A 13,856-nucleotide genomic window follows, 5' to 3' on the forward strand; every position below is an offset into this window, starting at 1 on the left:
CAGCTTGCCGCCGCTTCCTGCAAAGTCGCGACCTTTTTGTCCGGTGGCTTTCCATCGCTGTGCTTTGAGGTAACGATGATAAATGCAGTAATTGCGGCGGTTGGCGTCATGCTGGTGCTCAGCCTGTCCCGCGTGCATGTGGTGATCGCGCTGATCGTCGGCGCATTGGTGGGCGGCCTGACGGGCGGCCTGGGGATCGAGGCGACGCTCAAGGCGTTCAATGCAGGCCTGGGCGGCGGCGCTACGGTGGCGTTGTCCTACGCATTGCTGGGTGCTTTCGCCGTGGCGATCGCCAAGTCCGGCATGGCTCACGCCTTGGCCGACAAAGCCCTGGCCATGGTCGACCGCCAGGACGCCGCCGGCGGCACGGGCGTCAAGTGGGTGCTGATCGGCCTGCTGGGTACCGTCGCGGTCGCTTCACAGAATATCCTGCCGATCCACATCGCCTTCATCCCGCTGCTGGTGCCGCCACTTTTATATGTACTGACCAAGTTGCAGATGGACCGCCGGTTGATCGCCTGCGTCATGACCTTCGGCCTGATCACGCCCTATATGTTCCTGCCGGTGGGCTTCGGCAATATTTTCCTTAACGAGATCCTGTTGGCCAACGTCGCGAGAAGTGGCGTGGACGTCAGCGGCATCAACATCACCCACGCCATGGGCATCCCGGCGCTGGGCATGGTGTTTGGCCTGGCGCTGTCGTTTATCACCTATCGCAAGAAACGCGTCTATGACCTGAAGAAAATCGCTCGCGCCGAGCAGGTGGCGGTGCGCTATAACCCGCTCAGCCTGTGGGTGGCGGGGTTGGCGATCGCGGCGGCCTTTGCCATCCAGCTGCTGCTCGACTCGATGATCATCGGCGCCCTGGCCGGCTTCCTGATCTTTTCTGTCTCGGGTGTGGTGCGTTGGCGCGAGACCGATGACCTGTTCACCGAAGGCATGAAGATGATGGCGATGATCGGCTTCATAATGATCGCCGCGTCGGGGTTCGCCGAGGTGATGAAGGCCACCGGTGAAGTCCAGAGCCTGGTTGAAACCTCGGCGGCCTGGATCGGCCACAACAAGGGCGTCGGCGCATTGCTGATGTTGCTGGTGGGATTGTTGGTGACCATGGGCATCGGCTCGTCGTTCTCCACGGTGCCGATCCTGGCGACTATCTTTGTGCCGCTGTGCCTGCAACTGGGTTTCAGCCCGCTGGCGATCGTCTGCATCGTCGGCACCGCCGGCGCCTTGGGCGATGCCGGCTCGCCTGCCTCGGACTCGACGCTGGGCCCGACCTCCGGCCTGAACATCGACGGCCAGCATCACCACATCTGGGACACCGTGGTTCCGACCTTCATCCATTACAACCTGCCGTTGCTGGTGTTTGGTTGGGTGGCGGCGATGGTGTTGTAGGCCAAGACCGCGTTGCCTTCATCGCGAGCAGGCTCGCTCCCACAATGGATCGCATTTTCCTGTGGAAGCGAGCTTGCTCGCGATGGGGCCCTTGAATTCAGCGACCCTGCCAACTGACTGTTCACCTTGTCCTACAGTTTTGCCGTGGGCTGCCGTTAACCCAGCTAACCACACCATAAAACCTACAAGAGTGAACAGCATGCGCCTGAGCTTGAAGGCTAAAGTCCTGTCCCTGGCAATACTGCCGGTATTGCTGTCCGCCGTGATCATCAGCCTGACCACTGCGTTCATCTTGAAGGAACAGGCCAGCAAAGAAGTCCAGCAAACCCGCGAGCGCCTGCTCAGCGAGGCCAAGGCCACCCTACAGAATTATGTCGCGGTCGGGCTGACGGCCATCAAGCCGCTCTACGATGCCGCCGCGCCCGGCGATAACGAGGCGCGTGCCCAGGCGATCAAGTTGCTGTCCAATATCAGCTACGGCAAGGACGGCTATTTCTTCGGCTACGACTCCGAGACTATTCGTCTGTTCAAGGCCAACAGCCCTGATGGTGTGGGCAAGAGTTTCAAGGACAACCGCGATCCGAACGGTGTCTACGTCAACCGTGACCTGGTGAAAGTCGCCAAGGACGGCACGCATTACCTCGAATACAGCTCGCCGCTGCCGGGCAGCAAAGACCTGGTGCCGAAGCTCGGCTACACCGAATACTTGTCCAAGTGGGACCTGGCGGTGGGCAGCTCGGTGAATCTGGATGGCATCGAAGGTCAGGTGGCGTTGGTGGAAGCCAAGGTCCACGATCGGCTGCAAGGCGTGATCCTCAGCATCGTCGGGATTGCCGCCGTGGTGTTGCTGGTGATCGCGGTGGTGGGCCTGGTGCTCGCCAACACCATCCTGCGTCCGTTGCACCTGATGAAGGACAACCTCGACGACATCGCGGCGGGAGAAGGCGACCTGACCCGGCGCCTGGCGATTACCAGCCAGGATGAACTGGGCCAACTGGCCGGTTCGTTCAACCGTTTCGTCGACAAGATCCACGGCCTGGTGCGGCAGATCACCGACATGACCTCGCAGCTGACCGGGCTGGTGACGCAAGTCTCCGAGCAAGCCCAGCGTTCAGAGCAGGCCATGGAACGCCAGCGCCACGAAACCGACCAGGTCGCCACCGCGATCAACGAGATGTCCTCCGCCGCCCAGGAAGTCGCCCGCAGTGCCCAGGGCGCCGCCGTCGCGGCCCAGCAGACCGACGAAGAAGGCCAGTCGGCCAAGCGCGTGGTGGCCGGCAGTATCCAGCAGATCCATGCGTTGGTGAACGATATCCGCAGCAGCGGCGTGTCCTTGGACAGTCTGCAACAGGACGTGGCCTCGATCGTCAGTGTCCTGGGAGTGATTCGTTCGATCGCCGAGCAGACAAACCTGCTGGCCCTTAACGCCGCCATCGAGGCCGCGCGGGCCGGCGAAGCGGGACGCGGTTTCGCGGTGGTCGCCGATGAAGTCCGTGCCCTGGCCAGCCGGACCCAGCAAAGCACCCAGGAAATTCAAGGGATGATCGACCGGTTGCAGTCCGGCACCCATGCGGCGGTGGAAGCGATGCGCCGTTCCAGTGAGGCCGGCGACGGCACGTCGGAACGGGCCAATGAGGCCGGCGCTTCACTGGACACCATGGCGCAGCTGATCGGCACCATCAACTCGATGAACGCCCAGATCGCCAGTGCCGCCGAAGAACAGACCGCGGTAGCCGAAGAAATCAACCGCAGCGTTCACCAGATCGCCGTGGCCGTGGACAGCGTTGCCGACGAAACCCAACTCGGCGCCCAGACCTCCCGCAGCCTGGCCGACCTGGGCCAGCGCCTGGGCAAGCTGGTGGGGCAGTTCCGGATCTGATTCGGGCAGCAGGAGCTGCCGAAGGCTGCGATCTTTCGCTTTCGATCCAGATGTGCCGCCTGGCTTGCCAGGCCCTATCGGAAGCGGAGGATCGCAGCCTTCGGCAGTTTCTGTCGGTCATCCTGTGGGAGCGAGCAAGCGCGCTCCCACAGTTGTTCTTCGCCGCCTGCATTGCCGGATCAGTGCCTGGGCTATGGCTCGCGCACCCTGTATCAACACGCCGAACGGCACATCCACCGCAATGTCGGGTCGAAAAGCGGCGGGGTAGGCCACGTCCGGCCAGGCGGTATTGGTTTGTGTTCATGGCGCGCAGCAGACGCGACGGCACTCCGGCGAGTCCTGGCGGACTAATGTGTATCTGCCAAGGACATGGAAAGCAAATGAACCGCAAGAACCTCCAAAACAAATCGCAGATGTTGCTGCTGATCCTGGTCAGCATCGCCTTCGTCTGGATCCTGCTGCCGTTCTACGGAGCGGTGTTCTGGGCCGTCATCCTGGGCATCGTCTTCGCGCCGCTGCAGCGGCGGCTGCAATTGAAACTCAACTGGCCGCGCAACCTCACGACGCTGCTGACCCTGACCAGTTGCATGCTGATCGCTGTCTTGCCGGTCATCGTCATCAGCACCTTGCTGGTCCAGGAAGGCGCGGCACTCTACAAGAGCCTGGAAAGTGGCGAGCTGGACGTTGCCGATTACCTGGCCCGCTTCAAGGAAGCATTGCCCCCGTACTTCCAGCACCTGCTGGACCGTTTTGGCCTGGGCAACCTGAGCGGGTTGCGGGACAAGATCGTCAAGAGCGCGATGCAGGGCAGCGAATTCTTCGCCACCCAGGCGTTCAGTTTCGGCCAGGGGACGTTCCAATTCCTGGTGAGCTTTTTCGTGATGCTCTACCTGCTGTTCTTTTTCCTGCGCGACGGTCCGGAACTGGTGCGCAAGGTTCGCTTTGCCGTGCCATTGGCGGAGCACCAGAAGCGCCGCCTGCAGTTGAAATTCAACCGGGTGGTGCGGGCGACGGTGAAAGGCAACCTGTTGGTAGCGATTACCCAGGGCGCACTGGGCGGCTTGATCTTTTGGGTGCTTGGCATTCCGACAGTGCTGCCCTGGGCGGTGCTGATGGCGTTCCTGTCGCTGCTGCCAGCCGTGGGAGCGGGCATCGTCTGGGCGCCGGTGGCGGTGTATTTCCTGCTGTCGGGGGCGATCTGGCAGGGCGTCGTGCTGACCCTGTTCGGTGTATTCGTGATCGGCCTGGTGGATAACTTCCTGCGACCGATCCTGGTGGGCAAGGACACCAAGATGCCCGACTACATGGTCCTGGTCTCGACACTGGGCGGGCTGGCGGTGTTTGGCCTGAACGGCTTCGTCATCGGCCCGTTGATCGCGGCACTGTTCCTGTCGTGCTGGGCGTTGTTCGTCGAAAATACGCCTCGGGTGCAATTGCCTTAGGCGCGCAGCAGATAGGGACCGATGCGTTGCGACATGGCCTGGGCAGCGGGCAGTGAAGTCAGCGGACCGCTGATGGTCACGCCGTCCTGCACCAGATACCAGCAAGCCAGCAGGCCTCGTTCCCTGAGCGGGGCGGGGACGGCGCTGCCAATGACAGACATGATTTGAACCTTGGGCATGGGAAACCTCCATCAATCGATGGGGCTACCTTACGTCTCATGAAGGATGGGGAAAAATCAACGGCTTCAATAGTAGGAATCGATGCCGCTCAATCGACCACCAGGTCCAGCATGTGCACCACTTCCTGCTCGTTGAGCAGGCCCTTGCGGACCAGGCTCTCCGCGAGCAGGGAGAGGAACTTGGCGCTGCGGTGGCCTTCCAGGTGCTTGAGCTCGGTCAGTGCGTTGTACACCTTGCTCGAGGTGCACAGTCCCACGATGCGGTGAGGGTTTTGTGTTGGCATGGCTTCGTCCTTGTTGTTATGAAGCTGCAATGGCGGACCGGGACAGTTTGCGGCACGGCCATGACGCTCAGGTGACAGCTTGGGATTGGGAAAAACAAAGCAGGATTCAGACCATGATGCCGCATTGGCGCCAAATTATTGTTCTGGTAGCGACCTCAGACAGGCGCTCTACGGCTATCAGCGGGCTCTGACCGCCGAAAGGCGCCCATAAAAAAGCCCCTGAATCTTTCGATTCAAGGGCTTTGATTTTTGCTGTCTGGCTCCACGACCTGGACTCGAACCAGGGACCCAGTGATTAACAGTCACTTGCTCTACCAACTGAGCTATCGCGGAATGATGCGTATGTTACTGATTGGAAAAGAGAAGTCAAGCTTGGGTTGATGATTGGGCGGGATTTTCGTGGTTGAGGTGTTCAGGTAGCAAATGTTACTGCTCCACACATTACCGGCCGGACGCTGACCATTGTGGCGAGGGGATAAATGTCTGGCCACAGAGGACACCCAAAAAAAACGGGAAGCTCGATGGCTTCCCGCTTTTCATCCAGCGCCGGGGTGTCAGATCACCTGGACGATGGCCTTGGTTACCGCATCGATGTTGTTCTGGTTCAGCGCGGCCACGCAGATGCGGCCGGTGTCCAGGGCATAGATGCCGAACTCGTTGCGCAGGCGCGTCACTTGTTCAACGGTCAGGCCGGAGTAGGAGAACATCCCCCTCTGGCGTGCGACGAAGCTGAAGTCGTGGTGCGGCGCGGCCTTGGCCAGCATGTCCACCATCTGGTCGCGCATGCCGCGGATGCGCAGGCGCATCTCGGCCAGTTCTTCTTCCCACTGGGCCCGCAACTCAGGGCTGTTGAGCACGGCGGCGACGATGCTGGCGCCGTGGGTTGGCGGGTTGGAGTAGTTGGTGCGGATCACGCGCTTGACCTGGGACAGGACGCGGGCACTTTCTTCCTTCGACTCGCTGACGATCGACAAGGCGCCGACGCGCTCGCCATACAGCGAGAACGACTTGGAGAACGAACTGGAGGCGAAGAAGGTCAGGCCCGACTCGGCGAACAGGCGCACCGCCGCGGCGTCTTCATCAATACCCTTGCCAAAGCCCTGGTAGGCCATGTCCAGGAACGGCACGTGGTTCTTGGCCTTGACCACGGCCAGCACGTTTTTCCAGTCCTCGGGGCTCAGGTCCACGCCGGTCGGGTTGTGGCAGCAGGCGTGCAGCACAACGATCGAGCGGTCGGGCAGGGCGTTGAGGTCTTCCAGCAGGCCGCTGCGGTTCACGTCGTGGGTGGCGGCGTCGTAGTAGCGATAGTTCTGTACTGGGAAACCGGCGGTTTCGAACAGGGCGCGGTGGTTTTCCCAGCTTGGGTCGCTAATGGCCACGACCGCGTCTGGCAGCAGTTGCTTGAGGAAGTCGGCGCCGATCTTCAGTGCGCCAGTGCCGCCCACGGCCTGGGTGGTGATGACGCGGCCCGAAGCGATCAGCGGGGAGTCCTTGCCGAACAGCAGGGTCTGGACCGCCTGGTCATAGGCGGCGATGCCGTCGATCGGCAGGTAGCCACGGGACACGTGCTGAGCCACGCGAATTGTCTCGGCTTCAACCACGGCGCGCAGCAATGGAATGCGCCCTTCCTCGTTGCAGTAAACACCTACGCCCAGGTTGACCTTGTTGGTACGGGTGTCGGCGTTGAAAGCTTCGTTGAGGCCCAGGATGGGGTCGCGTGGTGCCAATTCGACAGCGGAAAACAGGCTCATTAGTGCGCGGCTCTGAATGGAGAGTGAGGGGACGTGTCGCGCTCCAGCCGGATGCACTAGAGCGGTGCACAAACGGGGAGCTAGTATAGAGGCCATCACCGGGCAGGGCGACAGGCTAATCGGTCTTTACCGTAAGTATTTTCGTTTTTTTTCGACCGTTAGTCCCTTCGCCGCGTCAAAGTCTGCAAGGCGTGTAGGACGCTCGTCTTGAAAGCGAAGGCATTCACCTCCACATTGTGTGAATTCCAGCTTTTTCATCGGCCGACGTCAGTCAATTCGGTCTTCCTCGTTCCCGTCGGCTGGCCGACAGGAGTGAACCCAGGGGTTATGTTATGTCTGAATTCCAGCTAGTCACCCGCTTCCAGCCCGCCGGCGATCAGCCGGAAGCCATCCGCCTGATGGTCGAAGGCATTGAGGCCGGGCTGGCGCACCAGACGTTGCTGGGTGTGACCGGCTCGGGCAAGACTTTCAGCATCGCCAACGTGATCGCCCAGGTGCAGCGCCCGACGCTGGTGCTGGCGCCGAACAAGACGCTGGCGGCGCAGTTGTACGGCGAGTTCAAGGCATTTTTTCCGAACAACGCGGTGGAATACTTCGTTTCCTACTACGACTACTACCAGCCCGAAGCGTATGTGCCGTCGTCGGACACCTTCATCGAAAAGGACGCCTCGATCAACGACCACATCGAGCAGATGCGGCTGTCGGCGACCAAGGCGTTGCTCGAGCGCAAGGACGCGATCATCGTCACCACGGTGTCGTGCATCTATGGCTTGGGCAGCCCGGAAACGTACTTGAAGATGGTGCTGCACGTGGATCGGGGCGATAAGCTCGACCAGCGCGCCTTGCTCCGGCGCCTGGCGGATTTGCAGTACACCCGCAACGACATGGATTTTGCCCGGGCGACGTTCCGCGTGCGGGGTGATGTGATCGACATCTACCCGGCAGAGTCGGACCTGGAAGCGATCCGCATCGAGCTGTTCGACGACGAAGTGGAAAGCATCTCGGCCTTCGATCCGCTGACCGGCGAAGTGATCCGCAAGATGCCGCGCTTCACCTTCTATCCCAAGAGCCACTACGTAACGCCACGGGAAACCTTGCTGGGCGCCATCGAGGGGATCAAGGCCGAGCTGCAAGAACGCCTGGAATACCTGCGTTCGAACAACAAGCTGGTGGAGGCCCAACGCCTGGAGCAGCGGACCCGCTTCGACCTGGAAATGATCCTGGAATTGGGTTACTGCAACGGCATCGAGAACTACTCGCGCTACCTCTCGGGCCGTCCGGCGGGCGCACCGCCACCCACTTTGTACGACTACCTGCCGCCTGACGCCCTGCTGGTGATCGACGAGTCCCACGTCAGCGTGCCGCAAGTTGGCGCCATGTACAAAGGCGACCGTTCGCGCAAGGAAACCCTGGTGGAATATGGTTTCCGCCTGCCCTCGGCCCTGGATAACCGGCCGATGCGTTTCGACGAATGGGAAAGCGTCAGCCCGCAGACGATTTTCGTCTCGGCCACTCCTGGCAATTACGAGGCCGAGCATGCCGGTCGCGTGGTCGAGCAAGTGGTGCGGCCGACGGGGCTGGTGGACCCGCAGGTCGAGGTGCGCCCGGCACTGACCCAGGTCGATGATTTGCTGTCGGAAATCACGAAACGCGTGGCCTTGGAAGAGCGGGTGCTGGTCACCACGCTCACCAAGCGCATGGCCGAAGACCTCACCGATTACCTGGCAGACCATGGCGTGCGGGTGCGTTACCTGCACTCGGACATCGACACGGTGGAGCGGGTCGAGATCATCCGCGACCTGCGCCTGGGCACTTTCGATGTGTTGGTGGGCATCAACCTGCTGCGCGAGGGTCTGGACATGCCGGAGGTGTCGCTGGTGGCGATCCTCGACGCTGACAAGGAAGGTTTCCTGCGCTCCGAGCGCTCGTTGATCCAGACCATCGGTCGCGCGGCGCGAAACCTCAACGGCCGTGCGATTTTGTACGCCGATCGCATCACCGGGTCCATGGAGCGGGCCATTGGCGAGACCGAGCGCCGCCGCGACAAGCAGATCGCCTTCAACCTGGCCAATGGCATTACGCCTAAAGGCGTGTTCAAGGACGTCGCCGATATCATGGAAGGCGCCACGGTGCCTGGCTCGCGCAGCAAGAAACGCAAGGGCATGGCCAAAGCCGCCGAGGAAAGCGCCCGCTACGAAGCCGAACTGCGCTCGCCGAGCGAAATCACCAAGCGTATCCGGCAATTGGAAGAGAAGATGTACCAACTGGCCCGTGACCTGGAGTTCGAGGCCGCGGCGCAGTTGCGCGATGAGATAGGCAAGTTGCGCGAGCGGTTGCTGACTGTCTGACTCTTGCAGTGGCTTCGAAGGCCTCATCGTCGGAACGCCGCCCGGAGCAGGCTCGCTCCCACAGTGGACCGCATCCAGTCCAGACAACTCGGTTTCCTGTGGGAGCGAGCCTGCTCGCGATGAGGGCGACTCGGTCTGGCAGGCTTTACTCAAATCGGCCTCTCACTGGAGCCCGCCCACCATCGCCTGTTACCATTCGCCCCCTGTTTGATCTTCGCTTTTATCTTCTTTCCGAGACATGCCATGACCACCGTCCGTACCCGCATCGCGCCTTCGCCCACTGGCGATCCCCATGTCGGCACCGCTTACATCGCCTTGTTCAACTATTGCTTTGCCAAGCAGCACGGTGGTGAGTTCATCCTGCGGATCGAGGACACCGATCAGTTGCGCTCGACCCGCGAGTCGGAACAGCAGATTTTCGACGCCCTTCGCTGGCTCGGCATCGACTGGAGCGAAGGCCCGGATGTTGGCGGCCCGCATGGCCCGTATCGCCAGAGCGAGCGCGGCGAGATCTACAAGCAGTACTGTCAGCAACTGGTGGACATGGGGCACGCATTCCCTTGTTTCTGCACCGCCGAAGAGCTCGACCAGATGCGCGCCGAGCAGATCGCCCGTGGCGAAACCCCGCGCTATGACGGTCGCGCGCTGCTGCTGTCCAAGGAAGAAGTCGCCCGTCGCCTGGCCGCTGGCGAGCCCCATGTGATCCGCATGAAGGTACCGACCGAGGGCGTCTGCGTGGTGCCGGACATGCTGCGTGGCGATGTCGAGATTCCGTGGGATCGCATGGACATGCAAGTGCTGATGAAGACCGACGGCCTGCCGACGTACTTCCTGGCCAACGTGGTCGACGACCACCTGATGGGCATCACCCACGTCCTGCGCGGTGAGGAGTGGCTGCCGTCGGCGCCGAAACTGATCCTGCTTTACGAGTACTTCGGCTGGGAGCAACCGCAGTTGTGCTACATGCCGCTGCTACGCAATCCGGACAAGAGCAAGCTGTCCAAGCGCAAGAACCCGACCTCGGTGACCTTCTACGAGCGCATGGGCTTCATGCCCGAGGCGATGCTCAACTACCTGGGGCGCATGGGCTGGTCGATGCCCGACGAGCGCGAGAAGTTCTCGCTGCAGGAAATGGTCGAACACTTCGACCTTTCGCGTGTTTCCCTGGGCGGGCCGATCTTCGACGTGGAGAAATTGTCCTGGCTCAACGGCCAATGGCTGCGTGACCTGCCTGTGGAAGAGTTCGCCGCGCGCGTGCAGAAGTGGGCGTTCAACCCTGAATACATGATGAAGATTGCCCCGCACGTGCAGGGCAGGGTCGAGACGTTCAGCCAGATCGCGCCATTGGCCGGGTTCTTCTTTGCCGGTGGCGTGACCCCCGATGCGAAGCTGTTCGAATCCAAGAAGCTTTCGGGCGACCAGGTGCGGCAGTTGATGCAATTGATCCTCTGGAAGCTCGAAAGCCTGCGCCAGTGGGAAAAGGACAGCATCACCGCGACGATTCAGGCAGTGGTCGAATCCCTGGAGTTGAAACTGCGCGACGCGATGCCGCTGATGTTTGCCGCCATTACTGGCCAGGCGAGCTCGGTGTCGGTGCTCGATGCCATGGAAATCCTCGGGCCGGACCTGACCCGTTTCCGCCTGCGCCAGGCCATCGATCTGCTCGGTGGCGTGTCCAAGAAGGAGAACAAGGAGTGGGAAAAGCTGCTGGGCGCGATCGCTTAAGCGGCTGATGGAGGAGGGCATGCCCCGGTTTTCCGGGGTTTGTCGGTAAGTGATTGTTATCCCGGCAAAAAATTTTCAAATTCTTTGAAAATAAATTTGACAGCCCTCCGATACGCCCTTAAGATTCGCCCCGTCCTCAGCGATGAGGGGCTATAGCTCAGCTGGGAGAGCGCTTGCATGGCATGCAAGAGGTCGACGGTTCGATCCCGTCTAGCTCCACCAATTTACACTTCAAGGCCTGGCCACACCGGCCTTGAAGCGATCAACTCTCAGCGTTGATCAGTTGTATAGAAGGGTTTGCGTCCCCTTCGTCTAGTGGCCTAGGACACCGCCCTTTCACGGCGGTAACAGGGGTTCGAGTCCCCTAGGGGACGCCAGTTTTACAGAAGCGATGTTGCAAGATGTCGCTCCGCCGCGAGGCGAAAAATCCGGGGCTATAGCTCAGCTGGGAGAGCGCTTGCATGGCATGCAAGAGGTCGACGGTTCGATCCCGTCTAGCTCCACCAATCTCAGGTTCAAGGTCTGGCCACTCCGGCCTTGAATCGATCAGTTCTCAGCGCTGATCAAGTAAGAAGGTTTGTGTCCCCTTCGTCTAGTGGCCTAGGACACCGCCCTTTCACGGCGGTAACAGGGGTTCGAGTCCCCTAGGGGACGCCACGATTACCCGCTCTGCGGGATTTTATAAGGGTCATTCAATTCTTGAATGGCCCTTTTGTTTGCCTGGCGTTCAGCCAATTTCCTATTCTCCTGAAAATACTTCTGACCGGCGGTCAACATTTCGCTTGCGAAAATTTATTATGAGAATAATATTTCAATCGTAATATTCGGAGGCAACGATGAGCGATAAAAAAGCACAGACCCGCGAACGCATTCTCAAGGCCGCCAGCGATGCGCTGATCCAGCGCGGGCCGGCCGAGCCGAGCGTGGGCGAGGTGATGGGGGCGGCCGGGCTAACGGTGGGTGGTTTCTACGCTCATTTCGAAAGCAAGGACGCCTTGATGCTGGAGGCGTTCAAGCAGTTGCTGAACCGCCGCCGTGGCTTGATCGCCGACATGGATGCCGAGCTGACGGGTGAAGAACGGCGCGCCTTGGTCGCGGCCTTCTACTTGTCGCGCAAGCACCGCGACTCAACCGAGCAGGCGTGTCCGATTCCGGCATCGGTCGGGGAGCTCGGGCGGCTGCCGGATGCATTTCGTGAGGTGCTCAATGAGCATATCGAGCTGATGGTCGCGCAATTGGCCGCCAGCCCCGAAGACGCGGACAAAGCCCTGGCTGACATTGCCTTGATGGTCGGCGGCCTGGCGCTGGCACGGGCATTGGGCCCGGGTGAGTTATCGGATCGTTTGCTGCGCGCCGCCAAGTCGGCGGTGCGCTGAGCTAAGGCGCAAGCCCTGGAGATGAGCATGGACAGGTTGAGCTGGATTCGTGGCGTCAATGGCACCCTTGGTTGGATAGCACCGCGCCTGGTGGCGAAGAAAATGCGCAGGGTCTTCATGAGTCCACGCAACCTGCCACCGAGGGCCTGGGAGTTGCCATTGCTTGCCTCGTCCGAGCGCATTACCTTGCGCTTCGGCCTGTCTGCCTTGCGCTGGGGCAAAGGCCCGGCGGTCCTGCTGATGCATGGCTGGGAAGGACGGCCGACGCAGTTCGCGGCCTTGATAACCGCGCTGGTGGATGCTGGTTATACCGTGGTGGCGCTGGACGGACCGGCCCATGGTCGCTCGCCGGGCCACGAAGCCAACGTCCTGTTGTTTGCCCGGGCGATGCTCGAAGCCGCAGCTGAGTTGCCACCGCTGCAAGCGGTGATCGGTCACTCCATGGGTGGCGCCAGTGCCATGCTGGCGGTCCAGTTGGGCTTGCGGACCGAGACGCTGGTCAGCATCGCCGCGCCTGCGCGGATCCTCGGCGTGCTGCGTGGGTTCGCCCGGATGATGGGAATGCCCGCCAGGGCCCGCTCGGCGTTCATTCGCCAGGTGGAGCAGGATGTGGGCATGCAGGCTTCGAAGATGGATGTTGCGCAATACCAGCTGGATATTCCAGGGTTGATTGTCCATGCCGAGGACGATACGTCGGTTTCGGTCAGGGAATCGCAACTGATCCATGAAGCCTGGTTCGACAGTCGCTTGCTGCGGTTGTCCGAGGGTGGACACCAGCGAGTCCTGGCCGATCCCCGTGTCATTGATGGCGTGTTATCACTGCTGGCGGGGCGCAGTCTGCAAGCGCGGCAATCGGCTTGAGCTTCCGTTACACTGCCCCGATCCAAATTCGACCGGGAGAGGGGCATGGGCTGGGATCGGGCAACGCCGTTCATTATTGATCTTCAGGTCAATCCAGAAGATATCGATGGGCTAGGCCACGCCAACAACGCGGTGTACGTCACCTGGCTGGAGCGTTGCGCGTGGCGGCATTCCCAGCGCCTGGGCCTGGATCTGGTGGAATACCGGCGACTGGATCGGGCCATGGCGGTGGTGCGGCATGAAATCGATTATCTGGCGGCCGCCTACGAGGGCGACGAATTGCAGTTGGCGACCTGGATCGTCGACTGGGACCAGCGCCTGAAAATGACCCGGCATTTCCAGCTGGTCCGTCCCAGTGATAACACCACATTGCTGCGGGCCCAGACCACTTTCGTTTGCATCGAACTGTCTACCGGCCGGCCCAAGCGCATGCCGCCGGAGTTCATCGAAGGTTATGGCGTGGCGCTGAATTCATCTGACCTCTTTATAGACTGACCCACCGCCATCGCGAGCAGGCTCGCTCCCACAGGGTTTGGTGGTGGATTCCGGTTTTGTGGGCGCCTTGGAGTCGGTGTGGGAGCGAGCTTGCTCGCGATGGCGGCGGCACATCCAGCAT

General features: G+C 61.1%; 11 protein-coding genes and 5 tRNA genes. 12 read left to right on the forward strand and 4 right to left on the reverse strand.

Annotation, left to right across the window (positions count from 1 at the left end; genetic code table 11):
• Positions 1-78 precede the first annotated feature (78 nt).
• From J3Q04_RS08540 to J3Q04_RS08550, 3 genes are all read left to right on the forward strand, one after another.
• A complete protein-coding gene (locus J3Q04_RS08540; RefSeq protein ID WP_434611638.1) occupies positions 79-1,395 on the forward strand; it encodes a Na+/H+ antiporter family protein in 1,317 nt (438 codons plus the stop codon).
• A 199-nt stretch (positions 1,396-1,594) separates the two neighbouring features.
• Positions 1,595-3,274, forward strand: a complete 1,680-nt coding sequence (locus tag J3Q04_RS08545; protein WP_434635516.1) for a methyl-accepting chemotaxis protein — start codon at positions 1,595-1,597, stop codon at positions 3,272-3,274.
• Between the two features lie 380 nt (positions 3,275-3,654).
• Positions 3,655-4,716 (forward strand): AI-2E family transporter, encoded by a 1,062-nt coding sequence (locus J3Q04_RS08550; RefSeq protein ID WP_420765672.1) that lies wholly within the window; start codon positions 3,655-3,657, stop codon positions 4,714-4,716.
• Here J3Q04_RS08550 and J3Q04_RS08555 read toward each other — a convergent pair.
• The 4 genes from J3Q04_RS08555 to J3Q04_RS08570 form a co-directional block, all read right to left on the reverse strand.
• Positions 4,713-4,895, reverse strand: a complete 183-nt coding sequence (locus J3Q04_RS08555; protein ID WP_434606899.1) for a hypothetical protein — start codon at positions 4,893-4,895, stop codon at positions 4,713-4,715. The two genes, J3Q04_RS08550 and J3Q04_RS08555, sit on opposite strands and share 4 nt — an antisense overlap.
• A gap of 89 nt (positions 4,896-4,984) precedes the next feature.
• Entirely contained in the window at positions 4,985-5,179 is a 195-nt protein-coding gene (locus J3Q04_RS08560; protein WP_420765674.1) for a hypothetical protein, read from the reverse strand.
• Positions 5,180-5,436: 257 nt separating this feature from the next.
• Positions 5,437-5,512: transfer RNA gene (locus J3Q04_RS08565), tRNA-Asn, on the reverse strand.
• A 221-nt stretch (positions 5,513-5,733) separates the two neighbouring features.
• Positions 5,734-6,930 (reverse strand): amino acid aminotransferase, encoded by a 1,197-nt coding sequence (locus J3Q04_RS08570; RefSeq protein WP_434606897.1) that lies wholly within the window; start codon positions 6,928-6,930, stop codon positions 5,734-5,736.
• Between the two features lie 332 nt (positions 6,931-7,262).
• Between J3Q04_RS08570 and uvrB the strand changes: the two genes are divergently transcribed.
• The 9 genes from uvrB to J3Q04_RS08615 all read left to right on the forward strand — a co-directional run bounded on the left by uvrB (position 7,263) and on the right by J3Q04_RS08615 (position 13,735).
• Positions 7,263-9,278 carry an excinuclease ABC subunit UvrB gene (gene uvrB / locus J3Q04_RS08575; protein WP_434606894.1) on the forward strand — a complete coding sequence of 672 codons (2,016 nt, stop codon included), beginning with the start codon at positions 7,263-7,265 and terminating at the stop codon, positions 9,276-9,278.
• A 243-nt stretch (positions 9,279-9,521) separates the two neighbouring features.
• Positions 9,522-11,003 carry a glutamate--tRNA ligase gene (gene gltX / locus J3Q04_RS08580; protein ID WP_039593947.1) on the forward strand — a complete coding sequence of 494 codons (1,482 nt, stop codon included), beginning with the start codon at positions 9,522-9,524 and terminating at the stop codon, positions 11,001-11,003.
• Positions 11,004-11,149: 146 nt separating this feature from the next.
• A tRNA-Ala gene (locus tag J3Q04_RS08585) sits at positions 11,150-11,225 on the forward strand.
• Between the two features lie 79 nt (positions 11,226-11,304).
• Positions 11,305-11,380, forward strand: a tRNA-Glu gene (locus J3Q04_RS08590).
• Between the two features lie 53 nt (positions 11,381-11,433).
• Positions 11,434-11,509: transfer RNA gene (locus J3Q04_RS08595), tRNA-Ala, on the forward strand.
• A gap of 75 nt (positions 11,510-11,584) precedes the next feature.
• Positions 11,585-11,660: transfer RNA gene (locus J3Q04_RS08600), tRNA-Glu, on the forward strand.
• Positions 11,661-11,839: 179 nt separating this feature from the next.
• Positions 11,840-12,379 (forward strand): TetR/AcrR family transcriptional regulator, encoded by a 540-nt coding sequence (locus J3Q04_RS08605; protein ID WP_039593946.1) that lies wholly within the window; start codon positions 11,840-11,842, stop codon positions 12,377-12,379.
• A 27-nt stretch (positions 12,380-12,406) separates the two neighbouring features.
• On the forward strand, positions 12,407-13,240 hold the full coding sequence (locus tag J3Q04_RS08610) for an alpha/beta fold hydrolase (RefSeq protein WP_434606891.1): 834 nt from the start codon (positions 12,407-12,409) through the stop codon (positions 13,238-13,240).
• 45 nt (positions 13,241-13,285) lie between these two features.
• A complete protein-coding gene (locus tag J3Q04_RS08615; protein ID WP_434606889.1) occupies positions 13,286-13,735 on the forward strand; it encodes an acyl-CoA thioesterase in 450 nt (149 codons plus the stop codon).
• The last annotated feature ends 121 nt before the right edge of the window (positions 13,736-13,856 follow it).

It is taken from the genome of Pseudomonas sp. D4-21 (genome assembly GCF_051132125.1).
Lineage (GTDB): Bacteria > Pseudomonadota > Gammaproteobacteria > Pseudomonadales > Pseudomonadaceae > Aquipseudomonas.